Source organism: Pseudomonas sp. McL0111 (assembly GCF_052567255.1).
Genome location: NZ_CP199585.1, coordinates 2419098 through 2437557, shown reverse-complemented (window position 1 = coordinate 2437557; position 18460 = coordinate 2419098). Strand labels below are relative to the sequence as shown.

The following is an 18460-nucleotide window of genomic DNA, read 5'->3' as shown; positions in this document are numbered from 1 at the left end:
TTCAAATCTCCTTGGTCAGGCTGGAGCGGTGATCCGCATCGTCGTCAGCAGCTGACAACGGCCGAGCCGGCGTGCGTTTCTGGCCAGGACCACCGTCGTTGGTTTCCTTGCCTTCGTCGGTCTTCGGCCCTTTGCGCACCAGACGCATCATGTAACCCAGACCCGCACCGAACAGCATGAAATACACCACCACGAACATGATCAGGGTAATGCTCATCTGCATGAAGCTGTGATTGGACGAGGCATCCGCCGTGCGCATCAGCCCGTAGACCACCCACGGCTGACGACCGATTTCCGTAGTGAACCAGCCAGCGAGAATCGCGATCAAGCCGGACGGGCCCATCCACAGCGCCAGATACAGGAACGGCCGCGAGGTGTACAACCTGTCGCGCTTGCGCAGCCACAGACTGCACAGACCGGTGAAGATCATCAGGAACCCGAGGCCGACCATGACTCGGAACGACCAGAACACGATGGTCGAATTCGGCCGATCCTCTGGTGGGAATTCCTTGAGCGCCGGCACTTGTTTATCCAGCGAGTGAGTCAGGATCAGGCTGCCGAGGTACGGAATCTCCACGGCGTATTTGGTCCGTTCTTCTTTCATGTCCGGCCAGCCGAACAGGATCAGCGGCGTCGCCTCGTCACCTTTGTTTTCCCAGTGGCCTTCAATCGCGGCGATTTTCGCCGGCTGATGTTCCAGGGTGTTCAGACCATGGAAGTCACCGATGACCGCCTGAATCGGCGCGACGATCAGCGCCATCCACATCGCCATCGAGAGCATGGTGCGAATGGCCGGGTTGTCCTTGCCGCGCAGCAAGTGCCAGGCCGCTGACGAGCCGACGAAGAACGCCGTGGCAACGAACGCTGCCGTCGCCATGTGCATCAGGCGATAAGGGAACGACGGGTTGAAGATGATCGCCAGCCAGTCAGTAGGAATCACCTGACCATTGACGATCTCGAAGCCCTGCGGCGTCTGCATCCAGCTGTTGGACGCGAGAATCCAGAACGTCGAGATCAGCGTGCCGATGGCCACCATCACCGTGGCGAAGAAGTGCAATTTGCGTCCGACCTTGTTCCAGCCAAACAACATCACCCCGAGGAACCCGGCCTCAAGGAAGAACGCAGTGAGCACTTCATAAGTCAGCAGCGGCCCGGTGACGGAACCGGCGAAGTCCGAAAAGCGACTCCAGTTGGTGCCGAACTGGTAAGCCATGACCAGCCCGGAAACCACGCCCATGCCGAAGTTGACGGCAAAGATCTTCGACCAGAAATGGTAAAGGTCACGGTAGGTGTCGTTATGGGTTTTCAGCCACAGGCCTTCGAGCACCGCAAGGTAGCTCGCCAGACCGATGGTGATGGCCGGGAACAGGATGTGGAACGAGATGGTGAACGCGAATTGAATTCGGGCGAGATCTAGTGCCTCTAAACCGAACATATGGCTTCCTCTGTCAGGTAATACCGGCGTCGGGGCTCGTGGCCCCTTCACCTACTGCCCCCACGGATATGGAGTGCGGCGAATTCGGATTCGTTCTTTTTAAAACCATCGCAGCGCAGGGAGTCTGGCCAACTGGCCGCCGGATCAATTCCGTTTGGGGTCTTGATCTGGATCAAGCAACGTTGAAAGAGTAGTCCCATTTTTGCCGATGAACTGCGTGGTCGTTTGCCGCGTGACAAGTTGCCTCATTGCCGCGGCAATGCTGTGAAATAGATTTCCAGAGGATCACCGAGCATCCTGTGGTGAGGGGATTTATCCCCGTTCGGCTGCGCAGCAGTCGTAAAAACTGGCGACTCAGTTGTTCTGAGGGAATCGAAGTGAATGTTTTCGGGGCCGCTTTGCGGCCCATCGGGGATAAATCCCCTCACCACGGGGCTGATTTGTACGCTCGGAATAATCGATGTCTGGCTAACTAAATTTTTTGCCATAGCAACTTCCTGTTACAGACTGGTGATAACCTCGCGATTCCCCTCGAACCAGACCTGCCCTCAAATGCCCAGCCAAGAGCCTTTGCTGTTACGTCACCATCGTCCTTTTCTAGCTTTCTGGTTCGCGCGGATCTTCACCGCCAGCGGATTTCAGATGCTCACCGTGGCCATCGGCTGGAACCTGTATCAACTGACCGGCAATGTGCTGGATCTGGGCTTGGTCGGTCTGGTGGAATTCGCCCCGCGTGTACTGTTCATGCTGCACACCGGGCATGTCGCTGACCGCTACGACCGACGCAAAGTCGCGGCGATCTGCCAGTCGTTGCAGGCGCTGATCGCTCTGGCGCTGGCGATTGGCAGCGCCACCGATCACGTCACCCGGGAAATGATCTTCATCCTCGCCTTTCTGCTCGGCGCAGCACGCTCCTTTGAAATGCCGACCACTCAGGCACTGCTGCCGAGCATCGTGCCCAGCGCGCTGTTTCCACGCGCGGTTGCCGCCGCACAATCGGCGCAGCAATCGGCGACCATCGTTGCTCCGGCCCTCGGCGGTCTGCTCTATGCGTTCGGCAGCGTCTGGGTGTACGGCCCGACGGTGCTGCTTTACGTGATCGCCTGTGCGCTGATGCTCAACCTGCCGGCCCGGCAGACGCCGCTGAACAAAGGCAAAGCCACGCTGGATTCATTGCTGGCCGGGATTCGTTTCATCCGCAGCCGCCCGGACATCCTCGGAGCGATTTCGCTGGATCTGTTCGCAGTCTTGCTCGGTGGCGCCACTGCGCTGCTGCCGGTGTTCGCCAAGGACATTTTGCTGACCGGCCCTTGGGGTCTGGGCCTGCTGCGCTCGGCGCCAGCGGTCGGCGCATTGCTGATGTCGCTGTACCTCGCGCGATTTGCCGTGGAGCGCAACGTCGGCCGGATAATGTTCACCGCTGTCGGCATTTTTGGCGTGGCGACGATTGCCTTTGGCCTGTCGACCTCGTTCTGGTTCTCGCTGGCAGTGCTGGTGGTGCTCGGCGCGGCGGACATGATCAGCATGGTGATCCGCGCGTCCTTCGTCCAACTGGAAACCCCGGACGAAATGCGCGGCCGGGTCAGCGCGGTGAACGGCCTGTTCATCGGCGCCTCGAACCAGTTGGGCGAATTCGAGTCCGGCATCACCGCCCACTGGTTTGGCACCGTGCCGGCAGTGGTCATGGGCGGGATCGGCACGCTGGTGGTCACAGGGACGTGGATCAAACTGTTCCCGACATTGGCCAAGCGTGACCGGATGCATGTGCCGGTGGAAGAGGCGAAGGTCTGAAATCCTTCAGATCAACAACTCCCCCGCCACTTTCGCCCTTAAAGCCTTGCCCCCAAGCTGCTCGACCAGCGTCAGGGCAAACGCCAGTGCAGCGCCGGAGCCTTGGGCGGTGATGCAGTTGCCATCGACCACCACTGGCTGGTCGACAAAGGTACAGCCCGACAGTTGATGACTGGCACTCGGCAAACAGGTCATGCGGCGCTGGCGTAATACGCCGAAGGCTTGCAGGGCGACGGCCGGAGCTTCGGCGATGGCGGCGAACAGGCGTCCGGCGCTGGCCTGATCCTTGAGCAATTGCTGGAGTGGTTGATGTGCGGCCAGATGCTGCGCGCCGGTGGGGCCACCGGGCAGGACGATCAGGTCGAAGGTCTGAGCCAGCACATCGACCAACATGCCATCGGCGGTCAGTCGTGTGCCACGGGCGCAGGTCAGCATGCGTCGGCCTTCGATACTGGCAGCGACGACTTCGATCCCGGCCCGGCGCAACACGTCGATCAAGGTCACGCTTTGCAGGTCATCGATGCCCTCGGCGAGGGTAATCAGGGCTCTGGAGGTCATGGGCTCAATCCGCTGGGTGACCTTTAAAGCGTAGTCAGCTTTGCCCTGCCCTGTTCGTCGCTGGCTGTTACTTGATGTAAAGCTGGGTCGACAGAGTGTTGCGCGGAGCGTTGATCGAGGTGTTGCTGAAGGTGAAAGTGCCCTCCTGCTTGCCCGCCAGATCGAAGGTATAAAGAGAGCCGACGGTTTTACTGCCGGGGGTGCACTCGGTCAGGTTGCCGGTATTGAAGGCACAGACCGGGTTTCGGACACCGTTCACTTCAAAGCCGTCGAGGGCAGCCTGCGGCTGGTTCTGGCCGTAGCCGATTTCCAGCACATACACCTTGATGCTCGGCCCGCCGTGATTGCATTGGGTCTGCGGCTGACCGTCGGCGATGTCTTCAAGACCACAAGCCGGCGACTGGACCTTGATCACTTTGACTTCGGTCAGTGGCGGCGCCGATGCCGCGAAAACCGCTGGTGCGCCCGCCATCAGCAGCGCCACTAATGCAAAAGCCTTGATCCCGCGCGCGCTCATGTGATCCCTATTCGTCGAAAAAATCAGCGCGCAGTATGGCGCACTTGGCCTGACTGCAAAACTTCGACGACGATAGGCACCAACAACCGCCATATTCCTCACGCTGCTGGTATGATGCGCGGCTTTTTCCGACCCACCACAATTTCTCAGGCGCATCCCTCGGTCTGTGCTTTGCTGTTGAGGTCGATACATTCACGGCGCCACGCGCGCCACGGGGAGCAGACATGCTGGAAAGGCTGTTTCAACTCAAGGCACACAACACCAACGTGCGGACCGAGATTCTTGCGGGCATCACGACCTTCCTGGCCATGGCCTACATTCTGTTCGTCAACCCGAGCATCCTCGGCGAGACCGGCATGGACAAGGGTGCGGTGTTCGTCGCCACCTGTCTGGCAGCCGCCATCGGCTCGACGGTCATGGGCCTGATCGCCAACTACCCGATTGCTCTCGCGCCTGGCATGGGCCTGAACGCCTTCTTCACGTATACCGTCGTCCTGCATATGGGCCACACCTGGCAAGTGGCGCTGGGTGCAGTGTTCATTTCTGCGGTGCTGTTCTTCCTGCTATCGATCTTCCGCATCCGCGAATGGATCATCAACAGCATCCCGCTGCCGCTGCGTTCGGCGATTGCTGCCGGTATTGGTCTGTTCCTGGCGCTGATCGCCCTGCACAACGCCGGGATCGTGGTCAGCAACCCGGCGACCATGGTCGGCCTCGGTGATCTGAAGCAACCAGCACCGATCCTCGCCACCCTCGGCTTCGCGCTGATCGTTGCCCTTGAAGCGCTGAAGGTACGCGGCGCCGTGCTGATCGGCATTCTGGCAGTGACCATCGTGTCCATCGCCATGGGTTTCACCCCGTTCGGCGGCGTGACCTCGATGCCACCTTCGCTGGCCCCGACCTTCCTGCAACTGGACATCAAGGGCGCACTGGACATCGGTCTGGTCAGCGTGATCTTCGCCTTCCTGTTCGTTGACCTGTTCGACAACTCCGGCACCCTGATCGGCGTCGCCAAGCGCGCTGGCCTGATGGGCAAGGACGGCCACATGCCGAAAATGGGCCGTGCACTGATCGCCGACAGCACCGCCGCCATGGCCGGTTCGCTGCTGGGCACTTCGACCACCACCAGCTACATCGAATCCGCTGCCGGCGTGAGTGCCGGTGGCCGCACCGGCCTGACCGCCATCGTTGTGGCGATTCTGTTCCTGCTGGCGCTGTTCTTCTCGCCACTGGCGGCCAGCGTTCCGGCCTTCGCTACTGCGCCAGCATTGCTGTTCGTCGCCGTGTTGATGACTTCCGGTCTGGCAGAAATAGACTGGGACGACATCACCGTCGCCGCGCCGGTCGTGGTTACCGCGCTGGCCATGCCGTTCACCTACTCGATCGCCAACGGCATTGCCTTCGGTTTCATTTCCTGGACCGTGATCAAGTTGCTGTCGGGGCGCGCTCGTGAGCTGAACCCGGCGCTGGTGATTCTGTCGATTCTGTTTGTGATCAAGTTGGGTTGGTTCAACGCATGACTTTCGATTCCCAGGCCTACGCCGTACAGCTCGAAGAAAAGGTCACGCGCCTGCGTGACCTGCTCGCCCCGTTCGATGCACCCGAGCCGACCGTGTTCGACTCGCCGCTGCAGAACTTCCGCCTGCGCGCCGAATTCCGCCTGTGGCGTGAGGGCGGCGAACGTCATTACGCGATGTTCTCCCAGGACGACAAACGCACGCCGATCCTGATCGAAGAGTTCCCGATTGCCAGCCTGCGCATCAACCAATTGATGCCGCAATTGAAGGCGGCATGGCAGGCCAGTTCGGCGCTGAGCCACAAGCTGTTTCAGGTGGAGTTCCTGACCACCCTGGCCGGCGATGCGATGATCACTCTGTGCTATCACCGTCCACTGGACGCGCACTGGCATGCAGCCGCAAGCCAACTGGCGGCGGATCTCAACGTCAGCATCATTGGTCGCTCCAAGGGCAAGCGCGAAGTGATCGGCCAGGATTACGTGGTCGAGAAACTCGACGTCGGCGGTCGCACGTTCAGCTATCGCCAGCCGGAAGGCGCGTTCACCCAGCCCAACGGCACGGTGAACCAGAAGATGCTCAACTGGGCATATGAAGCGCTGGGCGATCGTCCCGACGATCTGCTGGAGTTGTACTGCGGCAACGGCAACTTCACTCTGCCGCTGGCGACCCGCGTACGCAAAGTGTTGGCCACCGAGATCAGCAAGACCTCGGTCAACGCCGCACTGAGCAACCTCAGCGAAAACGCTGTGGATAACGTTACGCTGGTGCGTCTGTCCGCCGAAGAGCTGACCGAAGCCCTCAACGAAGTTCGCCCGTTCCGTCGCCTGCAAGGCATCGACCTGAAGAGCTACGAGTTTGGTAGCGTGTTCGTCGATCCGCCGCGCGCCGGCATGGACCCGGACACTTGTGAACTGACCCGACGCTTCGACAACATCCTGTACATCTCCTGCAACCCGGAAACCCTGGCGGCCAACATCGCCCAGTTGCACGACACGCACCGCATCAGCCGCTGCGCGTTGTTCGACCAGTTCCCGTGGACCCACCACATGGAATCGGGTGTGCTTTTGACTCGACGCTGAGTGCAGGTGCCGGATACGAAAAAGCCGTCGTGACTGACGGCTTTTTTGTGCCTGCTTACAAAACGCTATCGGTCTTGCGCGGTCGCCCACCTTTTTTGCCGTTGGCCCGGGCAGCTTCAGATTTTGCCGCGCTGCTCTGGCGTCCGTTGCGCGAAGCAACCACCGAGGCCGCCATGGTCATCAGTGACGGACTCGCCGAAATCAATCCCGCTATGGAAACATCAAGGTCTTTGCCCTCGTGGCAGAGCGCAGTGCCAGCGAAACCGACTTTCAGGTTCTCATAATCGTCTGTATCGAATCCGTCGAACTCCGGATATCGATCCACCGGTAACAGCACACCGCTGCCGTCTTCAAAACGAATGACCAGAGATGCTTTTTCAAAAGTCACAGAAACGGCCTGCAAGCTACTTGCTTGTCGTGCTTCGCCGCGTTTAATGGCTGCCTCAAGCATTTCTTCGGTCAATGGACGATGTACGTACGGCTTTGCCTTGATGACTGTCATAACTCGATTTCGACTCCTTCCAATTTGCCTATCAATGTCAGAAGCGTCATTTCCGTCTCCGGATCGTAACGCGCCGACCCCACCCTGTAAGTCATGTCGGTGACAGATTCCATCACTGGCACTTCGTTCGATTCGCAGTCCCACATCTGATTGTCGAGGCAAACTGTTTGCAAACCTGACCACCAGATCCCTCGTGCCCTACGCAGGTGAGCAGGCTGTCCAAGTGATTGACTCAGGCCCTCCAATACAGCCATCGGCGGTCTGCGAGAACGCGGCGCGACATCCCACAGATCAATCTCGTTGTGGCAGAAACTGAACAGGAAACGTGCGTTCCAGAGGCCCGCATTCACATGAACGTGCGGTGGACAATGTTCATCACGCAACATGATCACAATCGACAGTCCTTTGTAGCTGCATATCTTCATGCTAACCCATCCGTTAGGTTTACTTGTTTCAGGATTCAGCTTTCCTTGCTGATTCCGACCATCGGCTTCAACCACCGAAATCGCGTAACGACTTTCAGCCTAGTGTCAGGCTCATGCCAGCGCCCGGTCAGTTTCTTGAAAAATGGTAAGCAATCCTTTCCTCGCGTATGTGTATTTCACCGCCCATATTTGATAAACAGCCCGCTAGCCCGTCCATTTGATCCCCGCTGTAATCAATCATGCAGCGACATTTCGACGATCTTCAGTTGGGCAGCATCGAGTTGTTCTGTCTGGCCGCCGAGGCCGGGAGTTTTACCGGGGCGGCGCTGGCGGCAACGGTGACGCCGGCGGCGGTGAGTCGCTCGGTTTCGCGCATGGAGGAGCGGCTTGGCGTGCGGCTGTTTGCGCGCACCACCCGCAGCGTGAAGTTGACCGATAGCGGCCGGCATTATTACGAGGAATGCCGTCAGGCACTGGCGCAACTGGTCGAAGCCCAACGTGAAGTCATGGGCCAGCAACTGGCTCCTTCGGGCACTCTGCGCATCAGCATTCCCACCACCTACGCCCACCACCGAATCCTGCCGCTGTTGCCGGCGTTCCGTGCGCGTTTCCCGCAGGTGAAGGTCGATCTGCACATCAGTAACCGCAATATCCACTTCATCGGCACTGCTGGAAGCTCTCAAGCCATATGGCGGGCGTTCGCGGCCATTCACGCTTTTGTATCCGAAAAACCGGCATATGCCACTGCGCGTGCGGGCGTTTATCAACTTTCTGGTTGAGCAGTTGCCGCGTTGATTGTGCGATCACCGCACATAAAAACTCGCCTTCACCGCTGATCAATTGATTAAAGTAACCAGACAGTACAATTTATCTCCACAGGCCGAAACCCTCGGCCAAAGCCAAAAACAATAAGTGGAGTTTCCCCCATGCCTCCTATCGTTCTGGTGCTCAACGGCCCGAACCTTAACCTGCTCGGCACCCGTGAACCGGCAACCTACGGCCACGAAACCCTGGCCGATATTTCCGCTCTGTGCGGGCGTACCGCCGAAGAGTTCGGCCTGGCGGTGGAGTTTCGCCAGACCAACCACGAAGGCGAGTTGCTTGACTGGATTCACGGCGCGCGCAACCGTTGCGCCGGGATCGTGATCAACCCGGCCGCCTGGACCCACACTTCGGTAGCGATCCGCGACGCATTGATCGCCAGTGAATTGCCGGTCATCGAAGTGCATCTGTCCAACGTCCACGCCCGCGAACCGTTCCGTCACCACTCTTTCGTCTCGGCCATCGCCACCGCAGTGATGTGCGGTTTCGGCAGCCACGGCTATCGCTTGGCATTGGAACATTTCAGCCAGCGGCTGAAGGGGCAAGCAGCATGAGTCGTCATGACGTGATACTCGCCGGATTGATCGGCGCGGGCATTCAAGCCTCGCGCACGCCAGCGCTGCATGAACACGAGGGCGATGCGCAGGACTTGCGCTACTTGTATCGATTGATCGACCTAGACGCTCTGAAACTTGACCTCAATGCCCTGCCCGACCTGTTACTGGCCGCCGAGCGCATGAACTACACCGGGCTGAATATCACTTTCCCGTGCAAGCAGGCGATCATGCCGCTGCTTGACGAACTGTCGCCGGAAGCCCGGGGTATCGGCGCGGTAAACACGGTGGTTTTGAAGGACGGCAAACGCGTCGGCCATAACACCGATTGCCTGGGTTTTGCCGAAGGTTTTCGTCACGGGTTGAAGGATGTTGCCCGTGCGCGTGTAGTCCAGATGGGCGCTGGTGGAGCAGGTGCAGCAGTGGCTCACGCGCTGCTGAGCGAAGGTGTACAGCAACTGAGCATCTTTGATGTCGACAGTGATCGCGCCGAAAGTCTGGCGAATAACCTCAATCAGCATTTCGGTTTCGGCCGCGCAGTCGCCGGACCTGATCTGCCGGGCACATTGGCTCAGGCAGACGGCTTGGTGAACACCACACCGATGGGCATGGCCAAGCTGCCGGGCATGCCGGTGCCGGTCGAGCTGCTGCGCAAGGATTTGTGGGTCGCTGAGATCGTGTATTTCCCGCTGGAAACCGAGCTGCTGCGCAACGCGCGGGCGCTGGGCTGCCGCACGCTGGATGGCGGCACCATGGCGGTGTTTCAGGCGGTGAAGGCGTTTGAATTGTTCAGCGGCGTGGTGCCGGATGCGCAGCGAATGCTCGCGCATTTTCAGAGCATGAACGTTTAAAGATCAAAAGATCGCAGCCTGCGGCAGCTCCTACAGGATCTGCCGAAGGCTGCGATCTTTTCTCAGGCCTGCAAATACCGCAGCACCGACTCGCAAATCATCTCGCGATGACGCTGCTTGATGCCTTCGTCCGGCAGGTCGATCTGAAAGATCTCACCAAACGTATGCCGGTTCGACACTCGATAGAAACAGAACGAACTGATCAACAGATGCACATCCAGCGCATTCAACCCGGCGCGGAACACACCTTCTGCCGCACCACGCTCAAGGATCTCGCCGAGTGAATCGAGGATGGTGTTGTTCATCGCCTTGATCGCATCGGAACGCTTCACGTATTCGGCGTTGTGGATGTTTTCGATGCTGACGATGCGCACGAAATCAACATTGCGGTCGTGGTGGTCGAAGGTGAACTCCACCAGACGCCGGATCGCTACCGCTGGCGAAAGCTCGTCCAGATGCAGGCGGTTTTCGGTGCTGCGAATATCGCCGTAGAGCTTTTCCAGAACCTCGACATACAGCTGCTCCTTACTGCCGAAGTAGTAATAGATCATGCGTTTGGAGGTGTGGATTCGCTCGGCGATCGCATCAACGCGAGCGCCGGACAGGCCCTGCTGGACGAACTCGACGATCGCCTCTTGCAGAATGTTTTCGCGAGTCTTTTCCGGGTTGTTCTTGCGACTCTTGCGCGGCTCTACCGCTGGTAAAACGGGGGCTGCGGGGAGTTCTGAAGTCATTGTCATTGCGGGCTCACGGCCATCACTGCACAGGCTGGCGATTATGGGCCGCGCAGCACAGTGAAGGAAGCCGCGCAGCCCGTGTTTAATCCCGCGTTTACGAAATTCCTACAACTTCGCCTGGCGAACTGCGCCACTGCGTGATTTGGCCATCGCCGCCAGACGCACCGCAACGTTCGCCGCGCCGTAACCGGCATAGCCGTTCTTACGCTGGATGATCTCGAAGAAGAATCGCCCTTCGAACGGCTCGGTGTACACATGAAACAGCTCGCCGCCCTGAGCATCGCGGTCGTAGAGCACGTTGTAATACGCCAGCTCACTGAGGAACTCGTCGTCGAAATCAAAACGTGCCGCGAGGTCATCGTAATAGTTGAGCGGAATATCCAGCAGCGGTACGCCCGCCTCTTTGGCGCGGCTGACTTGGGCGAAGATGTCGTCACAATCGAAGGCGATGTGATGCACACCCGAACCGCGATAACTCGACAACGCGTGTGAGATCGCGGTGTTGCGGTTCTCGGAAATGTTCAGCGGCAAGCGGATCGAGCTGTCACGACTACGCAGCGCACGACTCTTCACCAGACCATATGGGTCGGGCAACACCACTTCATCGTCAGCCTCGAAATCCAGCAAGCTCTTATAGAACAGCACCCAACTGTCGAGGCTGTCCGCTGGCAGCGCCATGGCCATGTGGTCGATGCGCTTGAGACCGCCACCCGCCGCAGTATCCGACAGCAGGTTGAAGTCAGTGCCGTAGACATCTGCCTGTTCATCCACCAGATAAATCAGGCTGCCATCCGGTGCGCGTACCGCCGCCAGCTCCAGTTCATTGGGGCCGACCAGTCCACGATACGGCTGACCTTTATAGGCCACGGCCCGCGCCAGCGCACTGGCACTGTCCTTGACCCGCACGGCGGTGGCGCACAGCGACGGGCCATGCGCCTCGAAAAAGCTGTGGCCGAACGAATACGGTTCCGCGTTGAGGATCAGGTTGATATCGCCCTGACGCAGCAGGCTCACGCTCTTCGAGCGATGCTGGCCGGCCTTGACGAAACCCAGTCGCTCCAGCCAATGGGTGAGTTTGGCGCCAAGCGCCTCATCCACCGCGAACTCGAGAAACTCGATGCCGTTGTACTCGCTGGCCTTCGGTGTTTCGAAGAGGATTTCGCGGTTGGCCACCGGCTGCGCTTGCTGCTCCAGACGCTGGCGGGTTTTCTCTTCCAGATACAGCAGCGAACGCAAACCGTCGGCAGCATTGGCCCGTGGCGGCGCGGCACGAAAACCATCGTTGAAGATTTCCAGCGACAGCGGCCCGTTGTAGCCACTCTGGATGATCGGAGCGAGGAACCCCGGCAAGTCGAATTCACCCTGCCCCGGGAAACAACGGAAATGCCGGCTCCACTCCAGCACATCCATCGCCAGGATTGGCGCGTCGGCCATTTGTACGAAGAAGATTTTGTCGCCGGGAATCTCGGCTATCGCAGCAGGATCGCCCTTGAGCGATAGCGTATGAAAACTGTCGAGCAGCACGCCGAGGCTCGGGTGATCGGCCTGGCGCACGATGTCCCAGACCTGTTGATAAGTATTGACGTGACGACCCCAGGCCAATGCTTCGTAACCGATGCGCAGTCCGCGAGCACCGGCACGCTCGGCCAGCAAACGCAGGTCATCGATAAGGATTGGCTGATCGCCGACGCTGTCCGGTGATGCGTTGCTGCACACCAGCACCAGGTCGGTGCCCAGTTCCTGCATCAGATCGAACTTGCGCTCGGCCCGATCCAGATTGCGCGCCAGTCGATCACGGCGGCAGCCTTCGAAGTCGCGGAACGGCTGAAACAGGGTGATGGCGATCCCGAGATCGGCGCACATCTGTTTAATTTCCCGGGGACTGCCGTCGTAGTACAGCAGATCGTTTTCAAAAATCTCCACCCCGTCGAACCCGGCGGCGGCAATGGCTTCGAGTTTTTCCGGCAGGGTGCCGCTCAAGGAAACGGTGGCAATGGAACGCTGCATGCTTCAACTCCCGGACTGCGCCGCTTTTTAGCTGGGATGGTTTTTGTAGTGAGGGAAATTATTGGCTGCATCGTCTTCATCAGCAATTTAAAGTGTACTAGCCGGTTAGTTTTGCGTGCGATTATCGAACACTATGGCGGTTTGGCGAATTGACGATTTTTCACCCACTGCCCAACATCGGCTGCACATTGCAGTCCGGAAATGAACCACCGGTCGCGGTGTTGAAAACAAAAGAACACCAAATAACAAATCCAAAAACGGGTGGAACACATGATTCCTTCACAGACTTCCCGCATGGCTCCGGCCATGAGCACTGCCACGGGTGGCATCGGCGACAAGATCCGCGGCGCCATGGCCGTCGGCAAAACCCGTTGGGGCATGCTGGCGCTGGTGTTTTTCGCCACCACCCTGAACTACATCGACCGCGCCGCCCTCGGCGTCATGCAGCCAATCCTCGCCAAGGAAATGAGCTGGACGGCGATGGACTACGCCAACATCAACTTCTGGTTTCAGGTCGGCTACGCCATCGGCTTCGTGCTGCAAGGACGGTTGATCGACCGGGTCGGGGTCAAACGCGTGTTCTTCTGCGCGGTTCTGCTCTGGAGCCTGGCCACCGGCGCACACGGTCTGGCGACTTCAGCAGTCGGCTTCATGGTCTGCCGGTTCATCCTCGGTCTGACCGAAGCGGCGAACTACCCGGCCTGCGTGAAAACCACACGGCTGTGGTTCCCGGCCGGTGAACGTGCAGTCGCCACCGGCATCTTCAACGCCGGCACCAACGTCGGCGCGATGTTCACCCCGATGCTGTTGCCGCTGATTCTTCACGTATGGGGCTGGCAGGCAGCGTTTCTGTGCATGTCGGCGCTCGGCGGGATCTGGCTGCTGTTCTGGGGTCTGAAATACTTCAATCCGGAAGACCATCCGAGCGTCAAAAAGTCGGAACTGGACTATATCCAGCAGGAAGTCGAGCCGGAACAGACTGCCGTGCCGTTCTCAAAAATCCTGCGCATGCGCGGCACCTGGGCTTTCGCCCTCGCCTATGCGATGACTGCGCCGGTGTTCTGGTTCTACCTGTACTGGCTGCCGCCGTTCCTTAATCAGCAATACAACCTGGGGATCAACGTGACCCAGATGGGTATTCCGCTGATCATCATCTACGTCACCGCAGACTTCGGCAGTGTGGGTGGCGGCATTCTGTCGTCGTTCCTGATCGGTCGCGGGATGAACCCGATCAAGGCGCGGCTGCTGTCGATGTTCCTGTTCGCCTGCTGCATCATCGGCGTGATCATGGCCGCCGGCTCCGCCAATCTGTGGGTCGCCGTCGCCGCGATCTCGCTGGCCATCGGCGCGCACCAGGCCTGGACCGCGAACATCTGGAGCCTGGTGATGGACTACACGCCCAAGCACATGATGAGCACGGTGTTTGGTTTCGGCGGCATGTGCGCAGCGATTGGCGGGATGTTCATGACGCAGATCGTCGGCCATATCCTGACCGTCACCAACAACAACTACACCGTGCTGTTCACCCTGATTCCGGCGATGTACTTCATTGCCCTGACCTGGATGTACTTCATGGCCCCGCGCAAGATCCCGACCATCAGCGAATAAACTATCGACACCGATCCATTGTGGGAGCCAGCCTGCTGGCGATAGCGGTGTGTCATTCAACACTGTAGTTGACTGACACACCGCTATCGCCAGCAGGCTGGCTCCCACCGTCATTTACGGCTTTGTTGCCAGGCCGCCGCCAGCCCGCTGCAACAGATCACTGCGATGCCGATCACCGTCAGCAACGTCGGCGTGTGCGCAAACACCAGCCACCCCAACAGCCCGGCAAACACTATCTGGCAATAACCGAACGGTGCCAGCAAGGCCGGCGCCGCATGCCTGAACGCCTGAGTCAGAAACAAGTGCGCAGTCATCCCGCAACTGCCCAGCGCCAGCATCAGCACCGCATGGTTCAACGTCGGCACTTGCCAGAAGAACGGCACCAATGCGCTCATCACCAAGGTGTTGCACAGCCCGGCAAAAAAGTTGCTGGTGGTCGGGCTGTCGATCTCGGCGAGCTTGCGGGTGAGCAACTGATAGAAACAGAAAAACAGCGCCGAGCAGAACGGCAGCAACACCGCCGGAGTGAACAGTTCACCGCCCGGGTGGACGATGATCAGCACACCGATAAAACCACAGATCACCGCAATCCACTGACCGCGAGTCACTCGTTCCTTGAGCAACGGCACCGACAGCGCGGTCACCAGCACCGGGGCGAGAAAGTTGACCGCCGTCGCTTCCGCCAGCGGGATGTACAGCAGCGCCGTGGTGAAAAACAGACTGGTGCCCAGCAGGCACAACGCGCGCGCCAACTGCCATAAAGGTCGCTTGGTCCGCAGCACGCGCAACCCGGACTGCGGCAGGAAAATCCCCGCCATGAGCAACGTGTGCACCAGGTATCGGGCCCAGACCACCATCACAATCGGATAAAACCCCGAGAGGTACTTCGACAGCGCGTCATGGCTGGAGAACAGGAAGGTCGCGACAACAATCAGCAAGATCCCTTTGAAGGGTTGGTTGACACCGGAGAGCGGAGTGCTGACGGTCATTGGGTTTCCTTGTCTTGCATAAAAAAGTCAAAAGCTTCGTCGCAATGCCACCCAAACCAAGCCACGCATCCACAGGACTGCGCAAAACCTGTGGGAGCGTGGCTTGCCCGCGATAGGTGCGCAGCACCGCTTACAGCCGCGCCAACAATTCCCGCGTTGCATTCAACGCCATCTGCGCCCGCTGCAATCCACTCACACCCTGCTCCAGCAGTTTTACCGTGGGGATTTCCAGACTCAAGGGAATGTTAGCCGGTAGACACCGCAGCAGCCCGGCCAGATCACAATCGCCCTCGCCGGGAAACCGTCGCTCGCTACGCGCCTGACGCAAGATCTCGGCCATGTCCGCAGGCCTTGGCCCGGCGACATCGCACAATTGCGCATAACGCAGTCGCGACGCCGGCACCGCCGCCAGATCCTCCAGACGCGAGGCCGAACGGTCAAAGTGAAATGCATCCACCAGCACCGCACCGTTCTCGCGCCCGGCGTTGTCGACGATACGCACTGCCTGCTCAAGGTTGCGCGCATCGGTCCACGGCATGAACTCCAGATGCGGATGCAAGCCGTAAGGCGCCGCCAGATCACACAACGCCGCGAAGTTATCGGTCAGCCGCTGCTCGTCGGGATCGTTTCCGGCGATCAGCAATTCACTGGCGGAAAACTCCGCGCCGACGCCGAGAATCCTCTCGAAGTCCGCGACCACGGTCTGCGGTTTCAGCCGAAGGATTTCCACGTCGAGTACCCGGATACCCGTATCGCGCAAACGCGCCAGAGTCTGCCGGCGAAGATCGGCGTCGGCCACCAGCGCAAAGTGATATTCCTCAGGCGTTGCCGGCTCCAGGCGCAAGCCGACATGGCTGTAACCGGCGCGGGCAGCGACCTCGACCATTTCCGGTGGCGACAACTCAAGCACCGTCAGACTGGCTAGAGACAGGATTCGTGGAGGCATGCTCATTCCTCGATCAACTCGGGTGTGCAGGCGCGACCGCTGGTGGCGGCCTGTTGAATCGCTTCAACCAGCGCCAGCGTGCGGGTTGCATCAGCGGCACTGACCAACGGCTCGACTTCACCCCGCGCCACGCGTACGAAATGCTGTAACTGCAAGCGTAAAGCTTCGTCTGCGCTGCAGGACTCTTCGACTGCCAACAACGGCTCATGCCACCCGGCATCCACTTGATCAGCAGCGTAATGCCAGCGCTTGAGTTGGGGAATGCTCAACGCACCAGCAGTGCCGGCCAGCAGATAACAGGGCTGATCGGCCTGACGCGGGTACGCCGGGTTCTCACCGGAATCGAGTTCCCAACTCCACGGCGCGGCCACCGCATCAGAACCGGTCAGCGTACCCAGCGCCCCATCCTCGAACTGCAACAACACCGCCGCGCTGTCGGCATTGGCGAAACCGCGTATCGAGCTGTCAGTGACGGCCTGCACCGAGCGCACTTCGCCGCACAAATGACGCAGCAGATCGAGGTCGTGAATCAGGTTGGTCAGCAGCATTCCGGCACCGACCTCGCGACGCCACGGGATATCGAAATAACTGTCGGGTTTGCGCAATTGAAACAACGCGGTAACCAACGTCAAACGCCCGAGCGCACCGCCCTTGACCAACTCATGAGCACGGACGATCAGCGGGTTATGCCGCCGATGATGACCGACCAACACGGGCACTCCGGAGGATTTCACCGCCGCTACCAAGCTCCGAGCTTCCTCCAGGCTGACCCCGACCGGTTTCTCCAGCAGCACTGGCACCCCAGCGGCGAGGCAATCGAGCGCGGTGCTGACATGTTGATTATTCGGGTTGGCGACGATGACCGCGTCCGGACGCGTCTGCTCAAGCATCTGCCCGTGATCGGCGAAATGCGCGACCGCCCACTCAGCCGCCAATGCCGAAGCTTGCGGGCCTGGATCGGCCACGGCACACAAGGTCGCTTCGGTGAGAGATTGAAGATGCCGGTAATGTTGCTGACCCATGTTGCCAGCGCCGATCAGGGCGATTCGCAGGGGAGAATTCAAGACGTGGTTCTCTTGTGATTGTTGTGGGGAAACACTTAATCAACAATTTAGAACTCGATTCCAGATTCTCACAGATGTCGCTATTGATAGTGTGCGAACACCGCACAACTTCCTGAACACACACAAAACAACTGTGGGAGCGAGCTTGCTCGCGAAGGCGTCGTTTCAGTCAACTTTGCCGTAACTGATACACCGCATTCGCGAGCAAGCTCGCTCCCACAGGGGATGTGTTTCAGATTAAATGAACAGCTCCGAAGCCTGACTCGCCGCCGACAACTCCTCGGCAAACTCCAGCAGCAGCGGCGCCAGTTCATGCAACCGCGCGCCGGGCATCCGTGCACTTGGCCCGGCAATGCTCAGCACACCAATCACCCGACCATCGCCGGGGTGTTTGACCACCGCCGCAATCGCCGAAGTGCCCACCGCCGAACTCTCCTCGACACACGCATAACCCTGCTCGCGCGCAAGTCGCAGGCGTTCCAGCAGCTCAATATTGGAGCGCGGCGCATTCGGCCCGACGCCTACCGGCACCTCTGCCGCCTGCCGTTCGACCAGCGACAACGCCTCGGCATCGCTCATGCATGCCAGCCACGCATGGCCCGACGCGGTGTAGAACAACGGCGCATCGCGGCCCATGTCGGGGTCATAACGCAGGCCAGTCCGCGCGCCCTGAGACTTGGCAATCCAGGTCTGACGCTCGCCATCGATCACGCCCAGACGCACCAGCTCACCGGTTTCACGGGCCAGTCGATCCAGCACTGGCTGAACAATATCGGCGCCGCTGCCCGACAGATAACGGAAACCCATCGCCACCAGTTTGGTCGACAAGTGATAGCGCAGCGTTTCTGGATTCTGCCGCACATAACCCAGGCGAATCAGCTCGGCGAGCAACCGGTGAGTCGCACTTTTGGGGATTTGCAGTTGCTCGGCGAGGGTCTGCATCGGCAGCCCGTGCGGCTCACTGATGAGGCTTTCCAGCACGCTGAAAACCCGTTCGATCTGACTGCCGGCCATGGGGACATCCAAGTGAAATTTTGCCGATTCTAGAAGACATCTTG

Annotated in this window: 18 protein-coding genes and 1 pseudogene; 7 read left to right on the top strand and 12 right to left on the bottom strand. The window is 59.5% G+C overall.

What is annotated here, in order from left to right:
- Position 1: 1 nt before the first annotated feature.
- Together ACTWLJ_RS11105 and ACTWLJ_RS11100 are read right to left on the bottom strand one after the other, a co-directional pair.
- The gene (locus tag ACTWLJ_RS11105; RefSeq protein ID WP_401214387.1) at positions 2 to 1435 is read right to left on the bottom strand and encodes a cytochrome ubiquinol oxidase subunit I; all 1434 of its coding nucleotides are present in this window, start codon (positions 1433 to 1435) and stop codon (positions 2 to 4) included.
- A 245-nt stretch (positions 1436 to 1680) separates the two neighbouring features.
- A complete protein-coding gene (locus ACTWLJ_RS11100; protein WP_445180839.1) occupies positions 1681 to 1923 on the bottom strand; it encodes a hypothetical protein in 243 nt (80 codons plus the stop codon).
- A 64-nt stretch (positions 1924 to 1987) separates the two neighbouring features.
- Between ACTWLJ_RS11100 and ACTWLJ_RS11095 the strand changes: the two genes are divergently transcribed.
- Positions 1988 to 3226, top strand: a complete 1239-nt coding sequence (locus tag ACTWLJ_RS11095) for an MFS transporter (RefSeq protein ID WP_401214383.1) — start codon at positions 1988 to 1990, stop codon at positions 3224 to 3226.
- A 6-nt stretch (positions 3227 to 3232) separates the two neighbouring features.
- On the opposite strand, the gene ACTWLJ_RS11090 is transcribed toward ACTWLJ_RS11095, so the two are convergent.
- Positions 3233 to 3784 carry a DJ-1 family glyoxalase III gene (locus tag ACTWLJ_RS11090; RefSeq protein WP_445180838.1) on the bottom strand — a complete coding sequence of 184 codons (552 nt, stop codon included), beginning with the start codon at positions 3782 to 3784 and terminating at the stop codon, positions 3233 to 3235.
- Positions 3785 to 3851: 67 nt separating this feature from the next.
- A complete protein-coding gene (locus ACTWLJ_RS11085; protein WP_445180837.1) occupies positions 3852 to 4301 on the bottom strand; it encodes a DUF4879 domain-containing protein in 450 nt (149 codons plus the stop codon).
- A gap of 224 nt (positions 4302 to 4525) precedes the next feature.
- Here ACTWLJ_RS11085 and ACTWLJ_RS11080 point away from each other — a divergent pair, with 224 nt between their 5' ends.
- Positions 4526 to 5821: an NCS2 family permease gene (locus ACTWLJ_RS11080; protein WP_016986174.1), complete on the top strand. Its 1296-nt coding sequence runs from the start codon at positions 4526 to 4528 to the stop codon at positions 5819 to 5821.
- Positions 5818 to 6897, top strand: coding sequence for a tRNA (uridine(54)-C5)-methyltransferase TrmA (gene trmA / locus ACTWLJ_RS11075; protein ID WP_445180836.1), 1080 nt, complete (start codon positions 5818 to 5820; stop codon positions 6895 to 6897). Before ACTWLJ_RS11080 ends, trmA begins: the two co-directional genes overlap by 4 nt.
- A gap of 55 nt (positions 6898 to 6952) precedes the next feature.
- Here the strand turns inward: trmA and ACTWLJ_RS11070 are convergent, their stop codons facing one another.
- Entirely contained in the window at positions 6953 to 7399 is a 447-nt protein-coding gene (locus ACTWLJ_RS11070) for a DUF2442 domain-containing protein (RefSeq protein WP_445180835.1), read from the bottom strand.
- Entirely contained in the window at positions 7396 to 7824 is a 429-nt protein-coding gene (locus ACTWLJ_RS11065) for a DUF4160 domain-containing protein (protein ID WP_445180834.1), read from the bottom strand. Before ACTWLJ_RS11065 ends, ACTWLJ_RS11070 begins: the two co-directional genes overlap by 4 nt.
- Positions 7825 to 8063: 239 nt before the next feature.
- Between ACTWLJ_RS11065 and ACTWLJ_RS11060 the strand changes: the two are divergent.
- The 3 genes and pseudogenes from ACTWLJ_RS11060 to ACTWLJ_RS11050 all read left to right on the top strand — a co-directional run bounded on the left by ACTWLJ_RS11060 (position 8064) and on the right by ACTWLJ_RS11050 (position 10051).
- A pseudogene (locus ACTWLJ_RS11060) lies at positions 8064 to 8619 on the top strand (LysR family transcriptional regulator).
- Between the two features lie 131 nt (positions 8620 to 8750).
- Entirely contained in the window at positions 8751 to 9200 is a 450-nt protein-coding gene (gene aroQ / locus ACTWLJ_RS11055) for a type II 3-dehydroquinate dehydratase (protein ID WP_445180833.1), read from the top strand.
- Positions 9197 to 10051: a shikimate dehydrogenase gene (locus ACTWLJ_RS11050; RefSeq protein ID WP_445180832.1), complete on the top strand. Its 855-nt coding sequence runs from the start codon at positions 9197 to 9199 to the stop codon at positions 10049 to 10051. Before aroQ ends, ACTWLJ_RS11050 begins: the two co-directional genes overlap by 4 nt.
- A gap of 62 nt (positions 10052 to 10113) precedes the next feature.
- Here ACTWLJ_RS11050 and ACTWLJ_RS11045 read toward each other — a convergent pair whose 3' ends face one another.
- Positions 10114 to 10791, bottom strand: a complete 678-nt coding sequence (locus ACTWLJ_RS11045; protein WP_445180831.1) for a TetR family transcriptional regulator — start codon at positions 10789 to 10791, stop codon at positions 10114 to 10116.
- Between the two features lie 102 nt (positions 10792 to 10893).
- Positions 10894 to 12795, bottom strand: coding sequence for a 3-dehydroshikimate dehydratase QuiC (gene quiC, locus ACTWLJ_RS11040; RefSeq protein WP_445180830.1), 1902 nt, complete (start codon positions 12793 to 12795; stop codon positions 10894 to 10896).
- A 270-nt stretch (positions 12796 to 13065) separates the two neighbouring features.
- Here quiC and ACTWLJ_RS11035 point away from each other — a divergent pair, with 270 nt between their 5' ends.
- Positions 13066 to 14403 carry an MFS transporter gene (locus tag ACTWLJ_RS11035; protein ID WP_445180829.1) on the top strand — a complete coding sequence of 446 codons (1338 nt, stop codon included), beginning with the start codon at positions 13066 to 13068 and terminating at the stop codon, positions 14401 to 14403.
- A 110-nt stretch (positions 14404 to 14513) separates the two neighbouring features.
- On the opposite strand, the gene ACTWLJ_RS11030 is transcribed toward ACTWLJ_RS11035, so the two are convergent.
- The 4 genes from ACTWLJ_RS11030 to ACTWLJ_RS11015 all read right to left on the bottom strand — a co-directional run bounded on the left by ACTWLJ_RS11030 (position 14514) and on the right by ACTWLJ_RS11015 (position 18416).
- Positions 14514 to 15392, bottom strand: coding sequence for a DMT family transporter (locus ACTWLJ_RS11030; RefSeq protein ID WP_401214356.1), 879 nt, complete (start codon positions 15390 to 15392; stop codon positions 14514 to 14516).
- Between the two features lie 130 nt (positions 15393 to 15522).
- Positions 15523 to 16338, bottom strand: a complete 816-nt coding sequence (locus ACTWLJ_RS11025) for a sugar phosphate isomerase/epimerase family protein (RefSeq protein WP_445180828.1) — start codon at positions 16336 to 16338, stop codon at positions 15523 to 15525.
- A 2-nt stretch (positions 16339 to 16340) separates the two neighbouring features.
- On the bottom strand, positions 16341 to 17402 hold the full coding sequence (locus ACTWLJ_RS11020) for a Gfo/Idh/MocA family protein (RefSeq protein WP_445180827.1): 1062 nt from the start codon (positions 17400 to 17402) through the stop codon (positions 16341 to 16343).
- Positions 17403 to 17639: 237 nt separating this feature from the next.
- The gene (locus ACTWLJ_RS11015) at positions 17640 to 18416 is read right to left on the bottom strand and encodes an IclR family transcriptional regulator (protein ID WP_445180826.1); all 777 of its coding nucleotides are present in this window, start codon (positions 18414 to 18416) and stop codon (positions 17640 to 17642) included.
- Between the last annotated feature and the right edge of the window lie 44 nt (positions 18417 to 18460).